Genomic DNA, 26,430 nt, shown 5'->3' with positions numbered 1-26,430 from the left:
GAGTTGTGCAAAAAGCCTTAGAGCCACCCTTGGGTTAGGTGTGAAAAGGCTGAGTGCTTCGACGTACTTTCAACCGCAAAGCGTTGAGCACCACCGAAATACTCGAGAATGCCATAGCGGCACCAGCAAGCATTGGGTTTAGCAAACCTAGAGCAGCCACCGGAATCAGAATCACGTTATAGCCGAAGGCCCACAAAAGGTTTTGTTTTATGTTTGCCCAGGTGCGCCGTGATAGTTCGAGCGCATAGGCAATTGCTTCGGGGTTGTCGTCGATGATCGTGATGGCTGCGGCCGATTGCGCGGCGTGAGTGCCCGAACCCATGGCGATGCCAACATCAGCACCGGCCAGAGCAGCAACATCGTTGAGGCCGTCGCCGACCATTGCGGTAACCACGCCGTTGGCACGAATCTCATTCACCTTAGTCAACTTGGCCTCGGGGGTCACCTCGGCATAAAACTCGGTAATCTCAAGCAGTTTGGCAACCGCAGCAACTCGTGCCTGAGCATCGCCCGAAAGCAACACCGGTTGAACACCAAGGGCCAATAGCGCACGGATAGCCTTCGGCGCCTGAGCTCTAATGTCATCTTCGAGTGCAATCAAGAGCCAAGCCTGCTGGGCCACCGAAAGCACCACGAATGATTTTGGGCCACACTCAGCAACTGCTGCATCTAGCTCGACCTGGTTGGTGAATCCGTTGGCTGAATAGCGAGAGACCACTGCTGAAACCCCATCGACCTCGGCGCTCAAGCCGAAGCCTGCGGTCTCGGTGACATTGGTTGCGGTGAGTGAGTTATCTATGCCCGAAATTGCCTTCGCAATTGGGTGAGCCGAAGATTTCTCAACGGCAGCAGCCATGGCAATCGAACGGTTTTGGTCAGCCCCGGCCAGCGCAACGATTTTAGATACTCGCAAATTGCCGGTGGTTAGAGTGCCAGTTTTATCGAGCACAACTTTTTGAACCTTGTTCAGCAATCTCAGAGCATCCGGGTCGCGAATGACGATTCCGCGTCGGGCGCCCAACGATGTTGCCACCACCAAACTCATCGGCACGGCAATGCCAAGCGCGCATGGACAGGCGATCACCAGAACCGCAATTGCGGCTGAAAGCGCGTGGCCGGCATCGTTCAAAACAAATGCCCAAACTAAATAAGTTGCCACTGAAAATGCGATTACCGCCGGCACAAAAATCTCGCTGATGCGGTCGGTCAGAGCAGTGATCTTGGTCTTGTGCGCGGTGGCCTCGCGAACCAGGTTGGCAATCTGCGAGATGCGGCTATTGGCGCTAACCAGCGTGGTTTCAATCACCAAAGTGGCACCTAGATTGATTGAGCCAGCATGCACGGTGTCGCCCAGAGTCACATCTTCGGGCACAGATTCACCAGTGATTAGCGCATTGTCGAGCTGGCTGTGACCTTCAATAATTCGGCCATCAACTGCAATTCGCTGACCAGTAGCAACCACAACTTGGTCGCCCACCAAAACCATCGAGGTTGAGATGGTTTCTTGAATTCCGGCTCGTCTGACCACAGCTGTGTCAGGAATCGCCGAGAGCAACGCACGAACCGAATCGGTTGCGCTGCGGCGGGTGCGCACCTCAAGCCACCGACCAAACAACACGATGGTGGGCACCGTTGCCGCAACTTCGAAGTACACATCCATGCCACCGGTTAGAAGCTGAATCACGCTGTATAAATAGGCAACGATTACGCCGAGTGAAACCAGGGTATCCATGGTTGTGGTTTTGAGTTTTAGATTCTTGAAGGCTGCCGAGTGAAACGGCCATGCCACCCAGGCGGCAATCGGCAAAGTTGCAACCGCGGCAATCTCGTGCCAGTTTGGCGGCATGAGTTCGTGGAACATGCTGATGACAGCAATTGGTAAGGCCAAAACCCCACCGATAATCAGGCGGTAAACCAGTGTTCTGAGTTCGCTGCGATTCGAGCCAACTTTATAGCCGGCGTCTTCGACAGCCTGGCGAAGTTGTTCTTGGGTAACCTCAGCGGCCGCGGTTACGTGAGCTTTTTCTGAAGCAAAGTCGACATAGGCCGAGACCCCCTCGACCTTGTTGAGGTTCTTTTCAACTCTTCGGGCGCAGGCCGTGCAGGTCATGCCCTCGATGTCTAATTCGAGATTAATTTGTAGCCTGCCTCATCAACCGCGGCGGCAAGGTCATCGGTGGTCACCGAATCGGCTACGGTCAGGTTGGCTGTGCCGGCTGAGGCAGAGACTTTAATTTCGCTTGCACCTTCGAGCTTGCTGAGTTCTTTGGTCACCGAAGCTTCGCAGTGACCGCAGGTCATACCTTCAATTTTGAGTTCCAAAGTCTTCGACATGGTGTCTCCTTTTTTGTGGCTACAACCTCATTCTGACACGCTGTCAGGTTGAAAATTTTTTGACCACCTAACTTTGTGCTCGTGAACAAATCATTCTCGAAAAAGCTCATCGGGCTGGCTCTGGTTGCCTCGCTCTTGACCGTTGGTTCGCCGGCACTAGCGGTGGGTTCAGCCAAGACCGTCAAAGGCCCAGCCGGTCAAACGCTGATTGCTTCAAAAACTCAACAAATTGCCGATGGAACCAAGGTCACAATAACCGGCAAGGGCTACAGCCTCAAGGTTGGCATCTATGTGACCTATTGCGTTGTGCCAGCAAAAGGTAAAAAGCCCGAGCTCTGCGGCCCGTTCGACATCACCGGCAAAAACAACGCATCCGTGTGGATCTCTTCTAACCCACCCCTCTATGCCAAGTTGCTGGTCAAGCCATTTGGCAAAGGTGGCACGTTCAAAGAATCAATCAAAGTCACCAGGATGATCGGTGACTATGACTGCAAAAAAGTAAAGTGCGCGCTGGTCACCCGAGCTGATCACACCCAAGGCAGCAATCGCAAAGCCGATGTGCTGATTGCAGTAACCATCAAATAAGCCCCCTGAAAACCGAAACCCAATCAAAGGAATCACAGTGTCAATCAAGAAAGTATCAATCGCTATCGCGACCAGCGTTTTGCTGGCAACCGCAGCCGTTGCACCGGCCCAAGCTACCGGCTTTGCCGTCGCCGCGGACAAAACCACAGCACTGATTGCAGCTGGCGACAACGTCAACGTAACTATCAGTGACCTTCCGGCTAACACCGGAATCTATGTTCGTTTGTGTGCCGGCACAGCTGCCGAAGCACTGGTTGGCCGCCCTGCCGACTGCTTTGGTCAGGGTTCTTGGGCAACCAACAACAGCGCATATTTTGGCTATGGTGCTGTTGATGCGGCCAACCCGGTTGCGCTTGCGGTTCAGGCCCAGTTCACCGCTAACGGCCACGACATCAATTGCCTAACTCAGGCCTGTGGAATTCACATTCGTCGCGATCACCTAAATGGCACCGACTACTCGCTAGACCGTTTTATTCCGCTGACCTTTGCCGACCCAACCGTGGTTGATGCCCCGCCAGCATCTGACCCAGTAGCATCTCCGGTGGTTGCGCCTAAGAACGGCGTGAGCCACAGCCCAGGCAAAGTGACTTTCACCATCGTGAACAAAAAGGGTAAGACCGTGACTGTTTATGTTGGCACCCGCCGAGTGGTCAAGAAGATTCCGAATAACAACTACAAGCTAAACGTGGTTGCACCCACTCGTGGCTGGTTCACCGCTGTTGCCTACATCGGTGGTGTGAAGATTCTTTCGAAGAAGTTCACCAACTAGCGAACTTTAGTCAGGCACTTTCCCGACTAGTTTGTAGGCCGCAGTGCTCCGGCGATTCCCGCAACGGTGAATTGTTCGAGTGCTGCGGCCTCTCGCACATATTCGCTGCCTTCATCAATGCGCTTGGCTGCAGCAGCAACCGAGGCATAAATCAGGTGACAGGTTGCTGTCACATCGCGAACACCAATCTGACCAACCGGGCTAACCAAAGCCATCATGAAGTGACCGTGCATGGCGTTGATCATTCCGCGGCTTTCTTCAGGCAGCGAAGCAATTGAAATTTCACGGATAACTCGGTGCTCAGCGCTAGCCAGATGCGCGAGGGTGTAGTGAATCCAGATGCGAATGCGCTCCATCGGGTCTTCAAACTTGGCGATGTGCTCGTCGATGGCGTTGCTCAGGTCGGCCATCTCGTTGATTACCAGCTCAGCGAGCACGTGGTCTTTTGAAGAAAAGTATTGATAAATCGCTGGGCGACTCAGGCCAGTAGCCTTAGCCAACTCGGCCATCGAAACCGCTTCAACACCCTGCTCGGCAATTAGTGACTGTGCCGCCTGCAAGATTGCATCCTGGCGTTCGTCTCTAACTGGTGCTGGGGTCATTAGGCCACTTCTGTTGTAAGGCGCTCTACTAACTCGGCATATTTGTCGGCAGTTTGCGCAACGATCTCAGCAGGTAGAACCGGAGGAGTGCCCTCTTGATTCCAATTTTCTGCCAACCAGTTACGAACAATCTGCTTGTCGAATGAATCTTTGCGCTCGCCGCGATCCCAGGCGGCCTTGCTCCAGAATCGGCTTGAGTCAGGGGTGAGCACTTCGTCGCCCAGGGTTATGGTTCCGCTAACACCGTTGAAAGTTGCGGTCGGCTCTCCCGAAGGGTCGATTCCAAATTCAAATTTGGTGTCGGCCAAGATCAAACCGGCGTGTTCGGCAAGTTCGCTTGCGCGCTTGAAAACATCCAAGCTCAATTTGCGAAGCGCATCGGCGTTGGCCTGACCGATAAGTTCAACCACCTGGTCGAAAGTGATGTTTTCGTCGTGCTCGCCCATCGGTGCCTTATAGGCCGGGGTGAAAATTGGCTCTGGCAAACGGCCGCCAAAAGTTAGGCCCTCTGGCAGCTGAACGCCACAGATAGAGCCGTTGGCCTGGTAGTCCTTCCAGCCTGAACCGCTGATGTAACCGCGAACCACACACTCAACCGGGAACATCTCAAGCTTCTTGGCTACGGTTGCGCGGCCAGCAACTTCGGCCGGAACAGCAACATCGGTGCTTAGGTGGTTCGGCACCTCTAGGCGGTCAAACCACCAGTTGGTTAGAGCGGTGAGGTGCTTGCCCTTGCCTGTGATAGCCGGTTCGAGCACGTGGTCAAAGGCGCTCACGCGGTCTGATGCAACCACCAAAATTACGTGCTGCAGGGCTGGGTCTTGGCTCTCATAAAGATCGCGAACCTTGCCTGAATAAACGTGGTTCCAACCTGCGATGTTTACAGCTGCGTTGGCTGATTCGGCGGCCATTAGTTGGCAACCTTGGCAGCGATGTCGGTGCGGTAGTGGCTACCTTCTAGGTGAATCTCGGCCAAACCTTCATAAGCCTGGTCGCGAGCGCCAGCAAAATTCTTGCCGGTTGCAACTACTGAAAGCACACGGCCACCGGTGGCAACCAAGATCTCTTCGCCGTCTTTGGTCTCTTCAAAAGCAGTAGCCGCGTGACAGATTTCGACACCCTTAGCCTCGGCAGCGCTCAAACCATAAAGTGGTCGGTTTGGAGCCGACTTCTCTGGGTAGCCCTCGCTGGCTAGCACCACGGTGATGGCAACATCCTTGCTGAATTCAGGCTGAGGGGCGCTGTCAAGTTGACCTGTTGCTGCCTTATAAAGAAGTGTCGCCAGCGGGGTGATCAGGCGACGAAGCACAACCTGGGTTTCTGGGTCGCCAAATCGGGCGTTGAACTCAATAACGCGAGTGCCGCGCTTGGTAAGAATTAGGCCGCAGTAGAGCAGTCCAACAAAAGGCGCACCCAAGCGGGCCATCTCTTGAACGGTTGGAATCGCAACATCGCGTTCGACCTCTTCGATGAAACCTTCAGGCAACCAAGGCAGCGGGCTGTAGGCACCCATGCCGCCGGTGTTTGGGCCTTGGTCGTCGTTCAGTGCACGCTTGAAGTCTTGGGCTGGGGTTAGTGGCAGAACCGACTTTCCGTCGCTCAAGAAGAACAGGCTCACCTCTTGGCCATCTAAGAATTCTTCAACCAGAATGCCCATGTCGATGAACTTGGCAGCGTGCTCTAGAGCGGCAGCGCGGTCTTCGGTGACGATAACGCCCTTGCCAGCAGCCAAGCCGTCGGCCTTGATTACGTATGGAGCGCCGAAGTCATCCATGGCCTCTTCAACCTGCGCGAGGGTGTCGCACTGGCGAGCCATGCCGGTTGGAACACCAGCGGCCGACATAACTTCTTTAGCAAAACTCTTTGAGCCCTCAAGCTGAGCGGCTTCTTGTGAAGGGCCGAAGACGGCAATGCCCTGCTCGCGAAGGGCGTCTGAAACACCAGCGATTAGCGGAGCCTCTGGGCCGATGATGGCTAGGTCGATTGAGTGCGCCAGCGCAAACTTTGAAACCTCTAGCGGGTCATTTGGGTTTAGGTCTGGCTCACAGTGAGCATCAGCGGCAATGCCAGCGTTGCCAGGCGCAACAATTAGATCGGCCTTGGCTGTGCCAGTGCGAATCAAAGCTTTGACGATGGCATGTTCGCGGGCACCCTGGCCCAAAAGAAGAATCTTCACCTCTCAAGTTTAACTGACACAATGAAGCCATGAGAATTTTGGGGATGGCTCTTGCGGGGGCATTAGTTTTGACGGGTTGTGCGACTGGGCCAGCTTCAAACCCTTCGGTTTCGCCATCGAGCTCGGTTTCGCCAAGTGTGGCCACTGCCCGAGGCGCCGACCCGCTAGCCGAGTTCACCAAAGTTGCCACCGATAGTTGCGATAAAGCGAATGCCGAGGGCGTGGTTGAAAACATCACCGATGACGGTAAGCAGGCATACAAGGTGATCATGACCGCCAAGGCTGAGGCCTATCAGGATTACTCAGCCGTTGGTGTTGACCCAGGTGGTGTCACCGAAATCATCTATGAGGCTTATGCCTTTGAGGTTTGCTACTTTGCCGGAGTAATTGGTTTGGTAACCGAGGGCGGCACCGATGTTAGCGAGAACCTGACTGTCACCTATGACCAGGCAACCAACAGCTACACCGCCGAAGAAGATGCCGAGATGGCCGGTGAGGTTCAAACCACGCGCTACTTTATTGACGACGCTGGGCTAATGACCAAGGTTGACTACCCAACCGACACCGATGGCCCTTTTGTGCGAACCATCACTTTTGGCGCGCCCGGTGCCGAAGACCTAAAGATTCTTCAGACCGCGGTTGATGAGCTGTTGAGCTCGATGGAGTAGCCCGCCAAACTAGGCAAAAAGTTGGTGGCCCCAGAATTCTCCAGGGGCCAATCCTGGTGGGCAAGCGTAGGTTGACGAACCGATTACCGTGACGTATTCATTCATCTGATCGTTGTTGGCTAGAGCCCGCTGAATTGGCACAAACTGTTTTTCGAGGTCTTTCTGATACGAGATAAAAAGCAAGCCGGCATCAATTCGAGCAACTCTATCTGTGCCGTTTGAATAGTTGAAGGCGCGCCGAAGGATTTTGGCTCCACCGTGTTTGCTCGGATGAGCCAGAGCCATGTGTGAATCCTCAGCGATTGCGAGTTCACCCCGGGCATTCTTGGCCTTGAAGTCAGGTTGGCTAAATTCGGAACCTCCGCTCAGGGGAGCGCCAGCGCCTTTGGTTCGCCCAAAAACCTGCTCTTGCTCAACAAGTGAAGATCTGTCCCAGGTTTCAATGTCGAACCTAAAATTTCTAACTGCCATGTAAGTGCCGTTGGTCATCCAACCGCGGTCCACCCAAAGGTGCATCTGCGTTTCGGTGAAGTCGTCAACGTTTAGATTTGCGGTTCCATCTTTGAAGCCAAACAGGTTGCGCGGGGTGTGTCTGCTGGCCGAGGCCTTGGCGGCACCCGAGAATCCAGACTGCAACCAAACCGGCGAAATGGTTCCCTTGGCAATACGAATTAGGTTTCTAATCGCGTGAAAAGCGACTTGGTCATCATCGGCGCACACCTGAATCATCAAGTCTGCATTTTGCTGCTCAGATTCAAGTTCATCGCGGGCAAACGTGGGCAACTTTTCGAATCCGGCAGGTTTGCGTGAAGCAAAGCCGAATCGTGAATCAAAAATGCTTGGCCCAAAGCCGATTGTCATGGTCACCCGTGCGGCGGGCAAATCGAGGGCTTCACCAGTGTCGTCTGGCGGCGCCTCTGGCATGCCTGAAGCTGCTCCAATTGGCCCAGCATCTGTGCCTCGACTCATTCGCTCTGCTGCCAGTGTCCACTCTTTCAAGACCCGTTTTAGCTGGGCCGTGTCTTCAGTCTCAACATTAAAAGCTGCGAAATACAGACGGTCTTGCATCGGGGTAGTTATGCCTGCTTGGTATTTGCCATAAAACGGCACCGATGAACCGCCAGCCATGGCCGCAAACCCTGAGGTTGCAGCCAAGGTCGACGGAACGCCAACCGCGGCCCCAAGGCCAAAGGCCCCGGCTAGCCCAATGAAACTTCTGCGATCAAGTTGCACTATTTGACCAGAGCTGCCGTCATCTTTGAGAGTGGTTCAGAAACTGCCTCGACTAGACCGGCAAGTTTAGAAACTTCAGTCGCTGAGAGTTCGGTGTAAAGCTTGAAACCATCGCCGACGCGGTGTTTGTCGAGTTCGGTGTTCAGGGCTGCGAATCGGGTTTCAAGATCGGCTAATAGTGCCGGGTCTCTCTGCTCCAGAAGGTTGGACGACACTTCTAGAACCTTTTGAGCGCCAAAAACGTTCGCCTCAAAATCCCAAAGGTCGGTGTGAGAATAGCGTTCCTCTTCACCGGTAACTTTTCCTGTGGCAACCTCATCAAGCAGTTCTTTGGCACCATTACCCATCTGCGAAATCGTAAGCTCAACTGAGTCGATTCGATTCACCAATTCTTGAGTGTCTGCTAGAAGCAAATCGGCAATACTCCCCGCATCACTTTGCAAGCCACTGACCCACAATTGTTTTTCTAGGTTGTGCCAGCCGGTCCAAGCAACGCCTGGGTCTAAGTCACCCTCCCGGGCATCCATCTTTGGGTCTAGGTCGCCAAATGACTCTGCAACTGGTTCGATTCGTTCCCAATAGACGCGAGTTGATGCATAGAGGCTTTTCGCAAGTTCGACATCGCCTGCCTTCACCGCATTCACAAATTCACGTGTTTCATTCAACAATGTTTTTGCCTGGCCACGAACAAATTCGGTGTACTCAGCAATCGCGTTCTCGGTGGTTGGGTCAACCACTTTTGAGTCGTTGCCTTTGGCAACCTCAAGTTCGCCTCGAATAACATCGCCGCCGTCCATCTGCTCGCATGAATATCGGTAGGTTCCTTCGGCTAACTCAACAGTTAGTTCGCGAGTCAGCCCAGCACCGATGTTCTCGATCTCAGTCAAAATTCCGTCGTCGTTGCCGTTCAAAATGTAGAACTCAGCCGTAGTATCACCAATATTTTGAATGACGAAGGTTGCAACCCCTGAGGTTAATTCGGTTTGTGAAAGTTCGCAGGTATTTGCATCTTGGGTAACGCTCACGCGAACGTCAGACGCGAGCGGCGCACAGCCGGTCAGTGAAACGGCGGTGAAGGTCGAAATTAGGGCTATGGCCAGTTTTTTATTTCTCATTTGGCTTCTTTTCTGCGGTTGAATACCCAGACGGCGAATAGAACATAGCTCACCCAGGCGATTGCTTCGATCCAAGACGTTTGTGGACTGAAGTTAAAAATTCCCTTGGCCAATGCGCCGAACCAGCTATCGATAGATATGGTTTCTGAAAGGTCGAATGCCAAAACCTTCAAACCTGGCAATACGCCAGCTTCTTGAAGGTCGTGCATTCCATAGGAGAGCACTCCGGCTGCAACCAAAATTAGGAAGTAGCCAGTCACGGTAAAGAAATTCTTAAGATTGATCTTCACTGCGCGTCGATAAAGCAGGTATCCGAGAATCGCCGCTGTCGAGACACCAAGCACAAAGCCAATTACCGGTTCTAGAGTTGAGCCGGCTGCCTGAACCGCACTAAAAAAGAAGAGTGCTGTCTCGAGACCCTCCCGGGCTACCGCCACGAAAGCCATTGCGGCCACCGTGACTACACCACCCTGTATTGCAGATTCAAGTTTTCCCTGCAATTCGGCACTGATTCTCGCACCGGTATCGCGCATCCAAACGATCATCCACGTCACCAGTGCCACCGCAATTATTGACATGACGCCGCCGAAAATCTCTTGAGATTTGAAGTCGGCTAGAAGGGTGAAACGAGTGTAGGTGAGGAGTGCGCCAAAGAGCAGGCTGAGCCCGAGTGCTGCAAAGACGCCGAGCCAAACAAACTTGATATTTGCTTTGCGGTTTGTTTTCACAAGATAAGTAATCAAGATGCTGACTACCAGTGCAGCTTCGAGGCCCTCGCGCAAACCGATTAGGTAATTTGAGATCAATTTTTTCTTCCGTCGGGTCAGTATCATCTGACTTCGGTAAGGTTAGGCTACCCTAACTAAATTCACTTGGCAAGAGTTATTTTCAACACTTCGGTTGCGAGAGAATTGGCCTATGGCAAGACGCAGAATCAAAACAAATGCCGGCATGGATGCAGTGCGAGCTGCGCTTGCCGAAGGCGTGGCTGCGGCTGAATTTTCAACAGCCGTTCGGTTTTTGCTCGAAGAATTGGCCGAAGTTGCCCCAGGCAACTCGGTTGAGGTGAGGGTTCCGCCACTCGGGGCAACCCAATGCATAGAGGGCCCACGTCACACTCGCGGCACCCCACCGAACACCGTTGAGATGAGCCCAGAAACCTGGTTTGCCGTTGCCACTGGGCAGCTCACTTGGGCCGAGGCCGTGGCTCAAAATCTAATTGCAGCTTCGGGCACTCGAGCCGATCTTGGCGATATTTTGCCGCTGGGAATTACCCGCCCCACCGGTTTGGTTGAATAGTGGTATGAAAACCGAAAAGGTCACTATTCGTCGCGCCCCTAAGTTTTTGCCGTTCTTGCTCACCGGCGCAATTCTCGGCATTCTTTTGGCTTTGATTCTCGACGCGAGCATTCCAGCCGAACAGCGAACAGCCGCACCAATTCTTAGTTATTTGGTTGCGTTTCTGGCTGCACTGGGTGCCGTTGCCGGAATCATCACAGCAACTGTGATCAGCAGCGTTACTGCCGCTCGTGCCAAAACAGCCGAGGCCACTAAACTAGAGGGGTAGCCCGCTCTTACCGACAGGAAACTGCCTTGCTCCGTGGCGATGGAAAACTAAATCTCGATATCGCAGTAAGCGATGACGATAAAGCACCACAAGACCAGTGCGGCGTATTCGGCGTATGGGCACCAGGTGAAGAAGTAGCCAAGCTAACTTTCTTCGGCCTCTATTCACTTCAGCACCGCGGTCAAGAATCAGCGGGCATCGCCACCTCAGATGGCAAGAAAATCTTGGTCTACAAAGACATGGGTTTGGTATCGCAGGTTTTCTCAGAGTCAGCACTTGAGAGCCTGGTTGGCCACATTGCAATCGGCCACAACCGCTACTCAACCACTGGCGCTAGCCACTGGCGAAACGCGCAGCCAACTCTCGGCCGCACATCTGCCGGCACTGTTGCTTTGGCTCACAACGGAAACCTAACCAACACCGCAGATTTGCTTGACCTTCTCAAAGAGCGTTACCCAGATCAGGGCGCTAACGAGATCACCGGTGGCAACACCACCGATACGGCAGTTTTGACCGCGCTTTTGGCCGGCGACTTAGACCACACCCTTGAGTCGACCGCACTCGAATTGTTGCCAAAGGTTAAGGGCGCTTTCTGTTTGGTCTTCATGGATGAAACCACCATGTATGCCGCCCGCGACCCTCAGGGTGTTCGCCCACTAGTTCTTGGCCGTTTGTCTTCAGGCTGGGTAGTTGCATCAGAGACCGCAGCCCTAGACATTGTTGGTGCCAGCTTTGTTCGCGAAGTCGAACCAGGTGAACTTATTGCCATTGATGAGAACGGTCTTCGTTCGACTCGTTTTGCTGAGACCAAGCGCGCCGGTTGCGTTTTTGAATACGTTTATCTGGCCCGCCCAGACACCTCAATCAATGGCAAGAATGTTTATGACGCTCGTGTTGAGATGGGCCGCGAACTTGCCCGCGAATATCCGGTTGAAGCCGACCTGGTTATTCCAACTCCTGAATCAGGCACCCCGGCTGCCATTGGCTACTCGCAAGAGTCAGGCATTCCATTTGGTCACGGCTTGGTTAAAAACTCTTATGTTGGCCGCACCTTTATTCAGCCTTCACAAACCATTCGCCAGCGCGGTATTCGCCTCAAGTTGAACCCGCTTAAAGAAGTTATCCGTGGTAAGCGCATTGTGGTGATTGACGACTCGATCGTTCGCGGAAACACCCAGCGCGCATTGGTTCAGATGCTTCGCGAGGCTGGAGCAGCCGAAATTCACGTTCGAATTTCTAGCCCACCGATCACCTGGCCATGCTTCTATGGCATCGACTTTGCTACTCGCGCCGAACTTATTGCTACCGGTCTTGGCGTTGACGATGTTCGCACCTCGATTGGCGCAGACACTCTCGGTTATTTGACCAAGGATGGCATGGTTGCCGCCACCGGTCAGCAGGAATCACAACTTTGCACCGCTTGCTTCACCGGCAAGTATCCAATCGAGCTGCCAACCGCAGACCGACTTGGCAAGAATTTGCTTGAGCAGGATGCAGCAGCTTGCAACCCTGGCCCAGACTCAGAACTTGACGCCGTAGTGCGCGAACAACAGGAGACTCTGAATGACTAACGCCTATGCGGCATCTGGTGTTGACACCGAAGCTGGCGATCTAGCCGTTGAACTTATGAAGCGTGCCGTTGGCGCGACCCACAACGACCTTGTGATGGGTGGCCTCGGCGGCTTTGCGGGCATGATGGACGTCTCGTTCTTGAAGGCTTATGACCGCCCACTTTTGGCAACCTCAACCGACGGTGTTGGCACCAAGGTTGCCATTGCTCAGGCAATCGACAAGCACGACACCATTGGCCAAGACCTAGTTGGCATGGTTGTTGACGACATCGTCGTGGTTGGTGCAAAGAGCCTATTCATGACTGACTACATCGCTTGTGGCAAGGTCGTTCCAGAGCGCATTGCCGACATCGTTCGCGGCATTGCCGAAGCTTGTGCATCAGTTGGCGTTGCCCTGGTCGGCGGCGAAACTGCAGAGCATCCTGGGCTGCTTGGTGTTGATGACTATGACGTCGCCGGCGCTGCCGTTGGCGTTGTTGACGCTGCTAAATTGCTGGGCCCACAAAACGTTCGCGTTGGCGATGTGGTTTTGGGTATGTCATCTTCTGGTCTGCACTCAAACGGCTATTCTCTGGTTCGCAAAATTGTTCGTGACAAAGGTTTTGACTACAACGACCAGGTTGCCGAGTTCTCTGGCGTCTCACTTGGCGAGAAGTTGCTTGAGCCAACCGCGCTATACACCGGTGTTCTAAACAGCTTGCTTGAGAGCGAGCTTGGTTCAGCGGTTCACGCAATGAGTCACATCACCGGCGGCGGCATCGCGGCTAACATTGCCCGCGTTCTTCCGCAGGGTGTTGCCTTGGATGTTCACCGTTCATCTTGGAGCCCGCAAGAGGTATTCCAAGTTCTCGCTGGCTGGGGCGGTTTCTCGCTCGAATCTGTTGAGGGCACCTGGAACCTTGGCTTGGGTCAAGCAGTTGTTGTCGAAGCCGAGAAGGCTGACGAAGTTGCCGCAACCCTCACCAAACTAGGTGTTCACACCTGGAACCTTGGCGAGATTGAAGCCGCACCGACTGATTTGGCGACCTATGTTCAGGGTGCCAAGGGTGTTGACGGTGGCGCAGTTCGCCTAGTTGGCGAATACAAGTAGCCTCACGGGCAGCTAACCTCGAGCTCAATATTTATTGCGGCCTGACCGGCCAATTTTCACAGTTTCATAACGTCGACACAAAACCATTCACATAACAGGTTTTCGGTATACACTTTTTCTGTTTTCGCGTTTCAACGAAGAAAGAGTGCCTCGAATGACAAACCTTGTTTCACGCATCGATGACCTAACCGCCAAGCTGAGCCTTGAAGAAAAGGTTTCACTGCTTACCGGTCGTGATTTTTGGAACACCGTTCCGCTCGAATCAATCGGTCTGCGCAACATGCTGCTCTCTGATGGCCCTGCTGGTGTGCGTGGTGAATTCTGGGATGAACGCGACAACTCACTCAACCTTCCATCGGGCACCGCACTTGGTTCATCTTGGAGCCCAACACTTGCTGCCGAGTATGGCCGCACGCTCGGTAGCGAAGCTCAACGCAAGGGCGTTGACGTTGTTCTTGGCCCAACCATCAACCTGCACCGATCACCGCTTGGTGGCCGACACTTTGAGTGCTTGAGTGAAGACGCGATGCTTACCGGTGCCCTAGCCACCTCGTTCACCCAAGGCATTCAGTCAACCGGAATTGGCGCGTGCCCTAAGCACTATGTGGCCAACGACTTTGAAACCGAACGCTTCACCGCTAACGTGACCGTTGACGAGCGCACCTTGCGCGAGCTTTACCTTCGCCCGTTTGAAGACGCTGTGGTTGATGGGCAGGCCTGGACAATCATGAGTGCCTACAACTCGGTGAACGGCAAGACCATGACCGAGAACGACCTGCTGCAAACTCCGCTTCGCAGCGAATGGGGATTCGACGGTGTAGTCATCAGCGACTGGACAGCCGTGCGAACCCTTGACTCGGCAAACTATGAGCAAGATCTAGAGATGCCTGGCCCAACTGAGTTTTGGTCACAGAACCTAATCAATGCGGTTCGCAGTGGCGAGATTGCAGAAGAAACCATCGACCGCAAGATCAAGCGCATGATTCTGTTGGCCATTCGAGTTGGTGCAATCGGCGCTGACGGCTCGACCCCTGCGCAAAAGCCTCGTCACAACAACATTTCTGACCAAGATGTAGCTTTCGCTCGCAAAGCAGCGGTTCAGACCTCAGTCTTGCTTCGCAACCAAGAGCAGAGCCTGCCAATTGACTTCAACAAGTTTGGCAAGGTTGCCCTCATCGGAAACAACGCTTCAGTTGCCCGAACCCAGGGCGGTGGCTCAGCAACCGTTATGCCAAAGACTGTGGTGACCCCGCTTCAGGCGCTCAAGAAACTGCTTGGCGACAAACTCAGTTATTCAATCGGCGCAGTAGTTCAGCACGGTTTGGCCGAGTTGCCAAAAGATGAACTGAAAAACCCAATCACCGGTGAGGCTGGTGCGCACCTTGAACTTTTGGGCGAAGACGGCCAGCCGATCTTTACCGAAACTCGCGGTGGCAGCAACCTAATGTGGCTGGGCTCTGGCTCACCAATTGCGGCTGCTCACGGCCTGCGCTTCACCACCGATTTCACTCCAACCGAAACCCGCACCGAACTTATGGGCGTAGCTAACACTCGCTACAACAAGGTGACTGTTGACGGTGACGTTCTGATTGATCAGTTGATTCCTCGCACCAGCGAAGACCCATTCTCTGACCTGATGGACCCACCATTCGTCACTGCACCAGTTGACTTGGTTGCTGGCAAAACTGTTCGCATTGTTGCCGAAATCGACCTTGCCGGTCGCGTTGGTATTGAATCTGCGGCCTTCGCATTCATCCTTGGATTTGAGCCGAACAAATCACTTGGTGACGCCATGATTGCCGAAGCTGTCGAGAACGCTAAAAACGCGGAGCTTGCGATTGTGGTTGTGGGTACCAACTCGGCAGTCGAGTCAGAGGGCATTGACCGCAAGTCGTTGGCTCTGCCTGGTCGCCAAGACGAGCTGGTTGAAGCAGTGCTTGCCGTGAACCCAAACGTGGTTGTCATCGTGAACTCGGGTTCACCGGTGATCTTGCCGTGGCGCAACCGAGTGAAGGCAATTTTGCTCACCTACTTTGCTGGTCAAGAAATGGGCAACGCTCTGGTCGAGATTCTGACCGGTGCCGAAGAACCTGGCGGCCGCCTGCCAACCACTTGGGCAATTGACGAGTCTGACCTGCCAGTTTCAAACTGCACACCGGTAGACGGTCAGGTTGTTTATGAAGAGGGCATTCACATTGGTTACCGCGCATGGATGAAAGACAACGTCGCCCCAGCCTTCAACTTTGGTTTTGGCCTTGGCTACACCAGCTGGACTTTCGGCGACGTCAATGCGCCTAAGGCAATCGGCGTTGGTTCAGATCTGAAGTTGTCGGTGCCGGTCACCAACACTGGTGCACGAAAGGGCAAGCAGGTCGTTCAGGTGTATGCATCGCGCAACAACAGCTCAGTTGATCGCCCGGTTCGTTGGTTGGTTGGCTTTGTCGAAGTAAATGCCGAAGCTGGCGAAACTGTTCTTGCCGAGGTGAAGATTCGCGGCCGTGAGTTCGCTCACTGGTCAGACGGCTGGCAGTATGAGGCCGGCAAGTTTGAACTGCATGTCGGTACCTCGGTTGTCGACATCATTGCCAAAATCGAAGTCAACGTCGGCTAAGCGCTCAAAGAAGGAGTCATCGTGAACGCATTGCCATATCAAGACCCGAAGCTAACGGTTGCCGAGCGCGTTGCCGACTTGCTGCCGAGACTTTCGCTCGAAGATAAAGCCGGCCTGATGTTTCACGAGATTGCACCGATGCTCCCGGGTGGCGAATTGTTGCCATCGGGTTCGCCTTGGGGCGTGGCCACTGAAGAATTGATTCGCCAGAAGCGCATCACTCACTTTAATGTTCACGGTGTACCAAAGCAGGGCAGCGAAATGGCCCGCTGGCATAACAAGCTGCAAAGCATTGCGGCCGAGGTAGGTCTTGGTGTTCCGGTGACAATCTCTACCGACCCTCGTCACGCCTTTGCAGAAAACCAAGGCGCACTCTTTAGTTCGGGTGCATTCTCGCAGTGGCCTGAATCGCTAGCCTTTAGTGCCATCGGCGATCTTGAAGTTGTTGAACAGTTCGGTGACATTGCTCGTCAGGAATATCGCGCCGTAGGCATTCACGCATCGCTTCACCCACAAATCGACTTGGCAACTGAACCACGTTGGGCTCGCTCGGGTATGACTTTCGGCGAAGACGCTAAGCAATCGGGTGCGGTAGGCGCTGCCTACATCCGTGGATTTCAGGGCAAGGTTTTTGGCAAGTCTTCGGTGTCGACCATGACTAAGCACTTTCCGGGTGGCGGCCCGCAACTTGATGGTGAAGACCCGCACTTTGAATATGGCAAAGAGCAGGTCTACCCGGGCAACAACTTTGACTATCACGTTGAGCCTTTCAAAGATGCAATCGCTGCTGGCACCCGCGCAATGATGCCGTATTACGGTCAACCGATCGGCACCAAGTATGAAGAAGTTGGCTTTGGTTTCAACAAAGGCGTGCTCACCGACTTGCTCAAGGGTGAACTCGGGTTTGAAGGCATCATCTGCACCGACTGGGGCTTGATTACCGACGCCAATATTCTTGGCCAAGATATGCCAGCTCGCGCTTGGGGCGTTGAACACCTAAGTCGAAGCGAAAGAGTTGAAAAGGCAATCAATGCCGGCTCTGACCAGTTCGGTGGCGAATCTTGCCCAGAGCTGATCGTTGAATTGGTTCGCGAGGGTCGAATCTCTGAAGAACGCATTAACTACTCGGCTGCAAAACTTTTGGCTGAGAAGTTCATTCTCGGATTATTCGACGAAGAACGTTTTGTTGATGAGGCTGCTGCCGATGCGATTGTTGGCAAGCCTGAATTCCTGGCCGCTGGCGAGGCTGCTCAGCGGGCCGGTTATGTTTTGCTCAAGCTGGCTGCCGAGGGTGCCGCTCAGTTGCCGCTGCCTGCCGGGCTAAAAATTTATGTCGAAGGGCTCGACGCCGACAAAGCTGGCCGCTTGGGCCAGGTGGTTGGCAACCCTGCCGAAGCCGACCTGGCAATCGTTCGCAAAAATGCTCACTTTGACCCACGCCCAGGTGGCTTCGAAGCAATTTTTCACGCGGGCTCGCTTGAGTTTCCGTCTGCAGAAGTTGCTCGAATTGTTGAGATCTGCAAGACGGTTCCGACCATCTTCGACATCTATCTCGACCGAGCAGCGGTGTTCCCCGAAATTGCCGAGGCTGCAGCAGTGGTCACCGCCAACTTTGGTTCGAACCCAAATGCCTTCATGGATGTTCTGCAAAACCCAAAGCTAGCCAAGGGGCGTTTGCCAATTGAATTGCCTTCATCACTGGAGGCGATCTTGGCGAGCAAGTCTGATGTGCCATATGACACGGCTTCGCCAACTTTTGCCTACGGAGCCGGGCTCAGCGTCTAACAAATCTCTTCGTGGGGCACGAACCGGTTAGGCGCGACAAGAAGTTTTGCAACCAGCAGCACAGCCGGCAAATGCCTCACCTCTAAGGCCGGTTAGGCAACCGGTGGTTGTGCCAGCAAGACCGGCAGTCAAGCGATCGACAATGATTTCGACTAGCTCTGCCGGCGCAGTTTGGCCTTCAACAAGCAAAGGCTCGGCAACCAGATGGGCGCCAAACTTTTTGGTGAGGCCAGCAAAGTACCCATCGGCCAAAAGGTAAGTTGCAACCACCACCCGCTTGTTTGGGTTTTGAAACTTTAGCTTCGGAATCAGGTCTTTGAGTTTTGGGTCGGCGGCCGACAAAAACGCCAATTCAACTTTTCGCCCCAGAGCCTCTTCAACCATCAACTGCACCAGCGCACTCTCGGCCTGAGCTCGTTGATCGCTTGAACCGGCAACCGCCAAAACCACTAGGTCGCCCGGCTGGTAACCAGCCTCGCTGAGGCGTCGAACCAAAACCTTGACCATGCGTTGGTCTGGCCCAAGTGCCGGGGTGATTGAAACGTGCTCGCCAGCTTCGAAAGCTGCATCTGCGATGTCTTGTCGCACGTGATACCCGGTTGCCAACAGCAGCGGCACAATGATTGCTGGCTCAGCATTGCCTGCCTCAGCCAAAACTGCCGGCACGTCTGGTTGCTGCACGTCAACAAAAGCCTCGAAAACTCGGTGGCCAACGTGGGTGGCATCCAAGGTAATTTGCACTGATTTAACCAGGGCAGAAATTGCCGAAGCACCTGATGAATTATCAGTGCCGTGCGAAGCCGCAATCAGGGTTGCCATGGGTTCCTCAATAACTAAAAGGTGTTCCGCCAAGTCTACCGATTTGGTAGGAAACCTAAGTCGTGAAATGAGGCTACTTCGGCTCTGTGGCGCGGAACTTGTTATTACAGAATGTTTCATTTGTGACAAAAGAGCAACCTAGAGTTGTATGTGACGCGGGGGATTTTCTGCCCTCGCAATCGCATTTCTAAAGGACACTTCGATGACTGCAAACACACCTGCCGGTGGCACTCACGCTGCTGCTCGCCCGCCACGTGAAGGGCGAGCTAATGGTCAGTGGAAGGTAGACGGCAAAGAGCCGCTGAATGACAACGAAAAATGGAAGGCAGCCGACGGCGGTCTTTCGGTTCGTGAGCGCATTGAGACCATCTATTCAAAAGAGGGTTTTGACTCAATCGAAGACACCGACCTTCACGGTCGCTTTCGCTGGTGGGGTCTTTACACGCAGCGCAAGCCAGGCATTGATGGCGGAAAGACCGCAACTCTTGAACCGCACGAGCTTGAAGACAAGTACTTCATGCTTCGCGTGCGCATTGACTCGGGCCAGCTAACCACCGAGCAACTTCGCGTAATCGCAGGAATCAGCAAAGAGTTTGGTCGCGACACCGCAGACGTAACCGACCGCCAGAACTTTCAGTTGCACTGGATTCAGGTTGAAGATGTTCCAGAGATCTGGAGGCGACTTGAGGCTGTAGGTCTTGAGACCACCGAGGCCTGTGGCGATGTGCCACGCATCATCCTTGGTTCACCGGTCGCCGGTATCTCTGCAGATGAGCTAATCGACCCAACCCCAATCATCCGTGACATCGTCAAAAAGTACATTGGCGACCCAGAGTTGGCTAACTTGCCTCGCAAGTTCAAGTCAGCAATCACCGGCCACCCAAGCCAAGATGTTGTTCACGAAATTAACGACTTGGCTTTTGTTGCCGTTGAGCACCCTGAATTCGGTGTTGGTTTTGACCTTTGGGTTGGTGGCGGCTTGTCAACCGCGCCTCGCTTGGCCGAGCGTCTTGGTGCCTGGGTTCCGGCAGATCGAGTTGCAGATGTTTGGTACGGAGTTTGCTCGCTGTTCCGCGACTACGGTTTCAGACGCCTACGTAATAAGGCACGTCTAAAGTTCTTGCTGGCTGACTGGGGCCCTGAAAAGTTCCGCCAGATTCTAGAGACCGAATACCTCGATGCTCCGCTTCTAGACGGTCCGTCGATTCCGACTCCGAAGATTGTTGGTGACCACATTGGTGTTCACAAGCAGAAAGACGGCAAGTTCTACATCGGTGTTGCACCGGTGGTTGGTCGTGTTTCTGGAACTATCCTCGGCCAGTTGGCTGATCTGCTTGAAAAGTATGGCTCAACTCGTTTGCGCACTACCGCTCACCAAAAGTTGGTCTTGCTTGACATCGAAGAAAAAGACGTAGAGCCGATTATTGCCGAACTAAACGAGCTGGGTCTTCAGGCCCGCCCGAGCGAGTTCCGTCGCGCAACCATCGCCTGCACCGGCATCGAATATTGCAAGTTGGCAATTGTTGACACCAAGAACACCGCTGCAAAGGCCGTTAACACTCTTGAGAAAAAGCTGGTCGACCTTGAGCTGAAGCGCCCAATCAGCCTTCACATCAATGGTTGCCCTAACTCATGTGCACGAATTCAGGTAGCTGACATTGGCCTTAAGGGTCAGTTGCTTCCTGACGGCAACGGCGGAATGGAGCCAGGTTTTCAGGTTCACCTCGGTGGCGGTTTGGCATGGGCAGATCGCGAAGAGGCTGGCCTTGGCCGAACTGTTCGTGGCCTAAAGGTCACCGCTGCAAACTTGGATGAATACGTTGAGCGCGTTGTTCGTCGCTATGACGAAGACTCTTTCGACAACGAGACTTTTGCTGAATGGGCACACCGAGCAGAAGAAGAGGCATTGCAATGAGTTTGACCGTTGAAAAAATTCGTAGCGCCGAAGATCTTCAGGCTTTGGTTGCCGAAGGCAACGCAGAGTTCGAGGCCATCGCGGCTTCTGGCAAAGAGGCAACCGCCGAGCAGGTAATCGCTTGGGTTGCCAAGAACTTCTCGGCTGACGCAATTGCAGTTGCCTGTTCAATGGCCGATGCAGTTTTGCCTCACATTGTTTCAACTCAAATCGAGAACGTTGACGTGCTCTTTCTTGAGACCGGCTACCACTTTGCCGAAACTCACGCCACCCGCAATGAGGTAGCCCGCGCGCTTCCTATCCGTGTGGTTGATGTTTTGCCAAAGCAAACCGTTGCCGAGCAAGATGCGCAACACGGCGAAAAGCTTTGGTCGCGCGACCCAAATCTGTGCTGCGCGCTTCGCAAGGTCAACCCGCTGAACGACAGTTTGAAAAACTACGAGCTGTGGTTCACCGGCGTTCGTCGCGAAGAGGCTCCAACTCGAGCAAACACCCCGCTTCTAACCTGGGATGAAAAGAACGGCCTAATCAAGGTCAACCCGGTTGCTGCCTGGACCTTCGACGAGCTAATCGACTATGCCACCGAGCACAAGGTTCCGGTAAACCTATTGCTTTCAAACGGATATCCATCAATCGGCTGCGAGCCTTGCACCAAGCCAGTTGCCGAGGGTGAAGACCCTCGCTCTGGCCGCTGGGCCGGCGCCAACAAGACTGAATGCGGGCTGCACATATGAGCCAAAAACTATCTGAAAATCGCCTAGACCTTTTAGACACCCTAGAGAGCGAGTCGATTCACATCATCCGAGAGGTTGTTGCTGAATTTGAGCGCCCAGTGCTGTTGTTCTCTGGAGGCAAAGACTCGGTTGTCGTGCTGCACTTGGCAACCAAGGCCTTCTGGCCAGGCAAGGTCCCGTTCCCGGTTCTGCACGTTGACACCGGCCACAACTTTCCTGAGGTAATCGAGTTTCGCGATCGCACTGTAGAGAAGCTTGGTCTTCGTCTTGAAGTTGCTAGCGTGCAAGATTACATCGATCGCGGTGTACTTCAAGAGCGCCCGGATGGAACCCGAAACCCGCTGCAGACCTTGCCTCTCCTTGACGCAATTACCGCCGGAAAGCACGACGCTGTTTTTGGCGGAGCACGCCGTGACGAAGACAAGGCTCGCGCTAAAGAGCGCATCATTAGCCTTCGCGATGAGTTTGGTCAGTGGGATCCACGCAATCAGCGCCCTGAACTTTGGAACCTCTACAACGGCCGCCACCTACCTGGTCAGCACGTTCGCGCCTTTCCGATTTCAAACTGGACCGAGCTAGACATCTGGCGCTACATCGAGCGCGAGGGCATCGAGTTGCCACCGCTGTATTACGCCCACGAGCGTGAGGTTTATCAGCGTGATGGCATGTGGCGCGCGGTTGGCCCGGTTTCAGAGCCAACCCCAGATGAGGTTGTTGAGACCCGCTTGGTTCGCTACCGCACTGTTGGTGACATGAGCTGCACCGGTGCAGTTGAGTCTCCAGCTCGCACAATCTCAGACGTTGTAATTGAGGTTGCTGCTTCAACTTTGACCGAGCGTGGCGCTACTCGTGCCGACGACCGAATCTCAGAAGCAGCCATGGAAGACCGTAAGAAAGAGGGCTACTTCTAATGCCAGAAATTACTCAGACTTTGGCGCAGGCCAGAACCCTTCTTCGCTTTGCCACCGCTGGTTCGGTTGACGATGGCAAATCAACTTTGGTTGGTCGTTTGTTGCACGACAGCAAGGCGGTTTTGGTTGACCAGCTTGAGGCAGTTGCTAGAACCTCAGCCGAGCGTGGTTTCGGTGGCGAGGCCGGCGGTCTTGACCTTGCATTGCTAACCGATGGCCTTCGTGCCGAGCGCGAGCAGGGCATCACCATCGACGTTGCCTACCGCTACTTCTCAACCAGTGAGCGCAGCTTTATTCTTGCTGACTGCCCAGGTCACGTTCAGTACACCCGCAACATGGTTACCGGTGCCGCTACTGCAGACGCAGTTGTAGTGCTCATTGACGCTCGCAAGGGTGTTCTCGAGCAGACCCGTCGCCACCTATCTGTGGTTGCACTTCTTCGCGTGCCAAACGTGATTGTTGCCGTAAACAAGATCGACTTGGTTGACTTCAGCGAGCAGGTCTACAACGACATCGTCACCGACCTAGCCAAAATCACCAACGGCATGCGCATGGATGACGTGCACGTTATTCCGGTTTCTGCTCTTGAGGGGGACAACGTTGTTGAGCGCTCAACCAAGACCCCTTGGTATTCAGGCCCAACTCTTATTGAGCTGCTAGAGCAGCTGCCAGCTATCGACGAAATTGAGAACAACCACGAGGCATTCCGATTCCCGGTGCAGTTGGTGATTCGCCCTCAGGGTGGCTTGGCGCCGAGCGTTGATGCAGATGAATTCAGAGACTACCGCGGCTACGCTGGCCAGATTTCATCGGGCGAGATTCGCGTAGGCGACTCAGTTGAGATTGCTCCAGGAAACTTCAAGACCAAGGTTGTCGGCATCGACATTGCTGGCAAGAGCGTTGAACACGCATTTGCACCGCAGTCGGTAAACCTGCGTTTGGCCGAAGAGTTTGATGTTGCCCGTGGTGCCGTCATCGGTGCCACCAACACCTTGCCTGAATCGGTAAACCTAATCGAGGCAGAGGTGTTCTGGCTAGATCCACGTTCAGCAGAAGCTGGTGCCCGTGTGTTGGTGAAGACCGGAACCTCAACCGTTCAGGGAATCATCTCGCAGGTTATTGGTCGTCGAAACCTCGACACTTTGGCTATCGACCCAGCTGAAAAGATCGAAGTGAACGACATTGCTCACGTTCTGATCAAGTTGGCTACACCGCAGCCGTTTGATGACTACCGCGACAACCGTCGTGCCGGGGCATTCTTGATCATTCAGCCTCAAGATGGCGCAACACTAGCCGCAGGTATTCACACCAACCTAGAGCTGGTCAACTTCTCAATATGACCAACCCTGAACTCTACCCACTAGGTCTGCGCATCAGTGGCCGCAAGGTCGTTGTTATTGGCGCGGGCAAGATTGGCACGCGCCGCGCACTCGGCCTGCTGAACTCAGGGGCAGACGTTACCGTCATTTCACCATTGGCTTCACCCGAGGTTGCAGCGCTGGCAAGAGGTGGCAAGCTCAATTGGGTTGCTCGCGAATATCAGGCCGGCGATCTAGCCGAAGCCTGGTTGGTGCACACCGCAACCGGTGTGGTTGAGGTTGATGCTGCAGTCACTGCCGAGGCTGATGCACAGCGCACCTTGGTCGTGAATGCCGCCGAAGCCGAAAAATCTAGCGCTTGGGTTCCATCGGTGGGCCGATTCGATGGCCTGACCGTAGCAACCTTTGGCGGTGGCGACCCTCGTCGAGGCATTGCGCTTCGTGACTCGATCATTTCAAAACTCTTGGATGGCACCCTGCCGATTGATGCCGTTCGCGGAGCACGCACCGAAGGCCGAGTTGCCTTGGTTGGTGGCGGGCCTGGCGCAGATGACCTAGTAACCGTTCGTGGTCAGCGACTTTTGAACGAGGCCGATGTGGTGGTAACCGATCGCTTGGGCCCTCGCCACTTGCTTTCATGGTTGCGACCAGAAGTTGAAATTATTGACGTTGGCAAGAGCCCGAACAACCACCCGGTTCCTCAAGACGAGATCAATCAGATATTGGTTGACCAGGCAAAACTGGGCAAGAAAGTTGTTCGCCTAAAAGGTGGCGACCCATACGTTCTTGGCCGCGGTGGCGAAGAACTAGATTTCTGTGTTGCCAACGGCGTGCAGGTTGAGGTTGTTCCAGGCATCACCAGTGCAATCTCAGTTCCAGCCCTAGCCGGAATTCCGGTCACCCACCGAGGCGTGGCAACCAGCTTCACTGTTACCACCGGCCACGTGCCAGTTAGCGAAATCAGCGGCGGTCGCGACCACACTGTGGTGATATTGATGGGCGTGGCAACACTGGCCGAAACCGCAGCCAACCTAGCCGCTGGTGTGCGCGGCCCCGAATGCCCAATTGCCGTAATCGAAGATGGCTATGGCTCAGACCAGAGAATTACCAGATCAACCCTTGGCGATATTGACAAGGTTGCCGAGCAAGTCGGCATTAAGTCACCGGCGGTAATCGTCATCGGTGACGTAGTGACCGAGAGAAACAAAGAAGAGGAATAATGACCAAACACCTACGCGTTGCGATTATTGGCGCAGGCCCGGCTGGTATCTATGCCGGAAACATTTTGGCCAGCAAGTACCCAGATGTGAACATCGACCTGTTCGACTCACTACCTGCACCTTACGGTTTGATTCGCTACGGTGTGGCTCCTGACCACCCTCGCATCAAGGGCATCGTTAATTCACTGCACGAGATGCTCGACTCAGGCGTTATTCGTTTCTTCGGCAACGTTGAGTTTGGCAAAGACCTAAAGCTTGAAGACCTTCGCAAGTATTACCACGCGGTGATTTTTGCTACTGGTGCAATCAAAGATGCTTCACTGAACATCCCAGGAATCGACCTTGAAGGCTCATACGGTGCAGCCGACTTCGTTGCTTGGTATGACGGTCACCCAGACTTTCCGCGCACCTGGCCGCTTGAGGCTCAGCAGGTTGCTGTTTTGGGTAACGGCAACGTGGCGCTTGACGTTGCGCGCGTTCTTGCCAAGCACGCAGATGACATGCTTTCAACCGATATCCCGGCCAACGTTTATGAGGGTCTAAAGGCTTCACCAGTCACGGATGTTCACGTGTTTGGTCGCCGCGGTCCAGCTCAGATTAAGTTCACTCCGATTGAGCTTCGCGAACTTGGCGAACTTGAAGATGTTGACCTAGTTCTTTATGACGAAGATTTTCCTGAGGGCTGGTTCGACGAAGATGCTGAGGGTGTAACCAACCAGCACCGCATCATGGCTCGCATCATCGAGGGCTGGCGTGAAGAAAAGCCTAAGGGCGCCTCACGTCGACTGCACCTGCACTTCTTCTCAAGCCCAGCCGAGATTCTTGGCGATGGCAAAGTTGAGGGCATCAAGTTTGAGCGCACCAAGTTGAACGCCGATGGCGCAACTGTTCACGGCACCGGCGAGTTCGTAGAGTTTGATGTTCAGGCCGTCTACCGCGCTATTGGTTACTTTGGCAGCGAACTGCCAGAGGTGCCTTTCAACGACAAGCTTGGTGTTATTCGCAACGAAGGTGGCCGCGTAGTTTCTGAGTCGGGCGAACAGGTCGAAGGCCTTTATGCAACCGGCTGGATCAAGCGTGGCCCGGTTGGTCTAATCGGTCACACCAAGAGTGATGCAACCGAAACCATTGAGAACTTGATTGCTGATCTAGACCAGTTGGTTGACCCTGAGGTCAACGAGGCTGAGGCTATTCTTGGCGAGCTGACCGCTCGCGGCGTTGAGTTCACCACCTGGGCTGGTTGGCTCAAGTTGAACGAGCACGAGATTGCACTTGGTGCGGCTGACCAGTCACACGTTGAACGTGAGCGCGTAAAGGTTGTCGACCGCGAAGAGCAGGTTCGCATCTCGAACGCTTAGTTTTTGCAAAGCAAAAAGAATCCCCCGAGAAAATCTCGGGGGATTCTT

Annotated in this window: 24 protein-coding genes; 15 read left to right on the top strand and 9 right to left on the bottom strand. The window is 54.1% G+C overall.

Features of this window, described 5'->3' with window-relative positions:
* Positions 1-34: 34 nt before the first annotated feature.
* On the bottom strand, positions 35-2,110 hold the full coding sequence (locus Q0L26_RS02750; RefSeq protein WP_296647041.1) for a cation-translocating P-type ATPase: 2,076 nt from the start codon (positions 2,108-2,110) through the stop codon (positions 35-37).
* Between the two features lie 11 nt (positions 2,111-2,121).
* Positions 2,122-2,334 (bottom strand): heavy-metal-associated domain-containing protein, encoded by a 213-nt coding sequence (locus Q0L26_RS02745; RefSeq protein WP_296647038.1) that lies wholly within the window; start codon positions 2,332-2,334, stop codon positions 2,122-2,124.
* A gap of 81 nt (positions 2,335-2,415) precedes the next feature.
* Here Q0L26_RS02745 and Q0L26_RS02740 point away from each other — a divergent pair, with 81 nt between their 5' ends.
* Positions 2,416-2,919 carry a hypothetical protein gene (locus tag Q0L26_RS02740; protein WP_296647036.1) on the top strand — a complete coding sequence of 168 codons (504 nt, stop codon included), beginning with the start codon at positions 2,416-2,418 and terminating at the stop codon, positions 2,917-2,919.
* 37 nt (positions 2,920-2,956) lie between these two features.
* On the top strand, positions 2,957-3,688 hold the full coding sequence (locus tag Q0L26_RS02735; RefSeq protein WP_296647033.1) for a hypothetical protein: 732 nt from the start codon (positions 2,957-2,959) through the stop codon (positions 3,686-3,688).
* Positions 3,689-3,714: 26 nt separating this feature from the next.
* Here the strand turns inward: Q0L26_RS02735 and Q0L26_RS02730 are convergent, their stop codons facing one another.
* From Q0L26_RS02730 to purD, 3 genes are read right to left on the bottom strand one after another with little or no spacing between them, the layout of a single operon-like run.
* Positions 3,715-4,290 carry a TetR/AcrR family transcriptional regulator gene (locus tag Q0L26_RS02730; RefSeq protein WP_296647032.1) on the bottom strand — a complete coding sequence of 192 codons (576 nt, stop codon included), beginning with the start codon at positions 4,288-4,290 and terminating at the stop codon, positions 3,715-3,717.
* Complete coding sequence (locus Q0L26_RS02725; protein ID WP_296647029.1) at positions 4,290-5,201, bottom strand: phosphoribosylaminoimidazolesuccinocarboxamide synthase; 912 nt, start codon at positions 5,199-5,201, stop codon at positions 4,290-4,292. The genes Q0L26_RS02730 and Q0L26_RS02725 overlap by 1 nt, the downstream gene beginning before the upstream one ends.
* Entirely contained in the window at positions 5,201-6,466 is a 1,266-nt protein-coding gene (gene purD, locus Q0L26_RS02720) for a phosphoribosylamine--glycine ligase (RefSeq protein WP_296647027.1), read from the bottom strand. Before purD ends, Q0L26_RS02725 begins: the two co-directional genes overlap by 1 nt.
* A 44-nt stretch (positions 6,467-6,510) precedes the next feature.
* Here purD and Q0L26_RS02715 point away from each other — a divergent pair, with 44 nt between their 5' ends.
* A complete protein-coding gene (locus Q0L26_RS02715) occupies positions 6,511-7,134 on the top strand; it encodes a hypothetical protein (protein ID WP_296647024.1) in 624 nt (207 codons plus the stop codon).
* Between the two features lie 9 nt (positions 7,135-7,143).
* Here the strand turns inward: Q0L26_RS02715 and efeB are convergent, their stop codons facing one another.
* From efeB to efeU, 3 genes are read right to left on the bottom strand one after another with little or no spacing between them, the layout of a single operon-like run.
* A complete protein-coding gene (gene efeB, locus Q0L26_RS02710; protein ID WP_296647021.1) occupies positions 7,144-8,367 on the bottom strand; it encodes an iron uptake transporter deferrochelatase/peroxidase subunit in 1,224 nt (407 codons plus the stop codon).
* The gene (efeO, locus tag Q0L26_RS02705) at positions 8,367-9,482 is read right to left on the bottom strand and encodes an iron uptake system protein EfeO (protein WP_296647018.1); all 1,116 of its coding nucleotides are present in this window, start codon (positions 9,480-9,482) and stop codon (positions 8,367-8,369) included. The genes efeB and efeO overlap by 1 nt, the downstream gene beginning before the upstream one ends.
* Entirely contained in the window at positions 9,479-10,288 is an 810-nt protein-coding gene (gene efeU, locus Q0L26_RS02700; RefSeq protein ID WP_296647017.1) for an iron uptake transporter permease EfeU, read from the bottom strand. The genes efeO and efeU overlap by 4 nt, the downstream gene beginning before the upstream one ends.
* A gap of 112 nt (positions 10,289-10,400) precedes the next feature.
* Between efeU and Q0L26_RS02695 the strand changes: the two genes are divergently transcribed.
* The 6 genes from Q0L26_RS02695 (at position 10,401) to Q0L26_RS02670 (ending at position 18,106) form a co-directional block, all read left to right on the top strand.
* Positions 10,401-10,781 (top strand): sterol carrier family protein, encoded by a 381-nt coding sequence (locus Q0L26_RS02695; RefSeq protein WP_296647013.1) that lies wholly within the window; start codon positions 10,401-10,403, stop codon positions 10,779-10,781.
* A 4-nt stretch (positions 10,782-10,785) separates the two neighbouring features.
* A complete protein-coding gene (locus Q0L26_RS02690; RefSeq protein WP_296647010.1) occupies positions 10,786-11,049 on the top strand; it encodes a hypothetical protein in 264 nt (87 codons plus the stop codon).
* 26 nt (positions 11,050-11,075) lie between these two features.
* Entirely contained in the window at positions 11,076-12,620 is a 1,545-nt protein-coding gene (gene purF, locus Q0L26_RS02685; RefSeq protein ID WP_296647007.1) for an amidophosphoribosyltransferase, read from the top strand.
* Positions 12,613-13,710 (top strand): phosphoribosylformylglycinamidine cyclo-ligase, encoded by a 1,098-nt coding sequence (gene purM, locus Q0L26_RS02680; RefSeq protein ID WP_296647005.1) that lies wholly within the window; start codon positions 12,613-12,615, stop codon positions 13,708-13,710. The genes purF and purM overlap by 8 nt, the downstream gene beginning before the upstream one ends.
* Positions 13,711-13,864: 154 nt before the next feature.
* Complete coding sequence (locus Q0L26_RS02675) at positions 13,865-16,321, top strand: glycoside hydrolase family 3 C-terminal domain-containing protein (protein WP_296647002.1); 2,457 nt, start codon at positions 13,865-13,867, stop codon at positions 16,319-16,321.
* A 21-nt stretch (positions 16,322-16,342) separates the two neighbouring features.
* Positions 16,343-18,106 carry a glycoside hydrolase family 3 N-terminal domain-containing protein gene (locus tag Q0L26_RS02670; RefSeq protein WP_296647001.1) on the top strand — a complete coding sequence of 588 codons (1,764 nt, stop codon included), beginning with the start codon at positions 16,343-16,345 and terminating at the stop codon, positions 18,104-18,106.
* 27 nt (positions 18,107-18,133) lie between these two features.
* Here Q0L26_RS02670 and Q0L26_RS02665 read toward each other — a convergent pair whose 3' ends face one another.
* Complete coding sequence (locus Q0L26_RS02665; RefSeq protein ID WP_296646999.1) at positions 18,134-18,925, bottom strand: CbiX/SirB N-terminal domain-containing protein; 792 nt, start codon at positions 18,923-18,925, stop codon at positions 18,134-18,136.
* 202 nt (positions 18,926-19,127) lie between these two features.
* Here Q0L26_RS02665 and Q0L26_RS02660 point away from each other — a divergent pair, with 202 nt between their 5' ends.
* From Q0L26_RS02660 to Q0L26_RS02635, 6 genes are read left to right on the top strand one after another with little or no spacing between them, the layout of a single operon-like run.
* Positions 19,128-20,840 (top strand): nitrite/sulfite reductase, encoded by a 1,713-nt coding sequence (locus tag Q0L26_RS02660; protein ID WP_296646997.1) that lies wholly within the window; start codon positions 19,128-19,130, stop codon positions 20,838-20,840.
* Entirely contained in the window at positions 20,837-21,574 is a 738-nt protein-coding gene (locus Q0L26_RS02655) for a phosphoadenylyl-sulfate reductase (RefSeq protein ID WP_296646994.1), read from the top strand. Before Q0L26_RS02660 ends, Q0L26_RS02655 begins: the two co-directional genes overlap by 4 nt.
* Positions 21,571-22,485 (top strand): sulfate adenylyltransferase subunit CysD, encoded by a 915-nt coding sequence (gene cysD, locus Q0L26_RS02650; RefSeq protein WP_296646991.1) that lies wholly within the window; start codon positions 21,571-21,573, stop codon positions 22,483-22,485. Before Q0L26_RS02655 ends, cysD begins: the two co-directional genes overlap by 4 nt.
* Positions 22,485-23,825 (top strand): GTP-binding protein, encoded by a 1,341-nt coding sequence (locus Q0L26_RS02645; protein WP_296646989.1) that lies wholly within the window; start codon positions 22,485-22,487, stop codon positions 23,823-23,825. Before cysD ends, Q0L26_RS02645 begins: the two co-directional genes overlap by 1 nt.
* Positions 23,822-25,024, top strand: a complete 1,203-nt coding sequence (cobA, locus tag Q0L26_RS02640) for a uroporphyrinogen-III C-methyltransferase (RefSeq protein WP_296646985.1) — start codon at positions 23,822-23,824, stop codon at positions 25,022-25,024. Before Q0L26_RS02645 ends, cobA begins: the two co-directional genes overlap by 4 nt.
* Positions 25,024-26,382 carry an FAD-dependent oxidoreductase gene (locus Q0L26_RS02635; protein ID WP_296646982.1) on the top strand — a complete coding sequence of 453 codons (1,359 nt, stop codon included), beginning with the start codon at positions 25,024-25,026 and terminating at the stop codon, positions 26,380-26,382. The genes cobA and Q0L26_RS02635 overlap by 1 nt, the downstream gene beginning before the upstream one ends.
* The last annotated feature ends 48 nt before the right edge of the window (positions 26,383-26,430 follow it).

Origin of the sequence: Rhodoluna sp. (genome assembly GCF_024641065.1) — a bacterium.
In the GTDB taxonomy this organism is placed as follows: Bacteria; Actinomycetota; Actinomycetes; order Actinomycetales; family Microbacteriaceae; genus Rhodoluna.
Note: the sequence above shows the minus strand (reverse complement) of the source record. Positions and strands in the feature narration are given on the sequence as shown.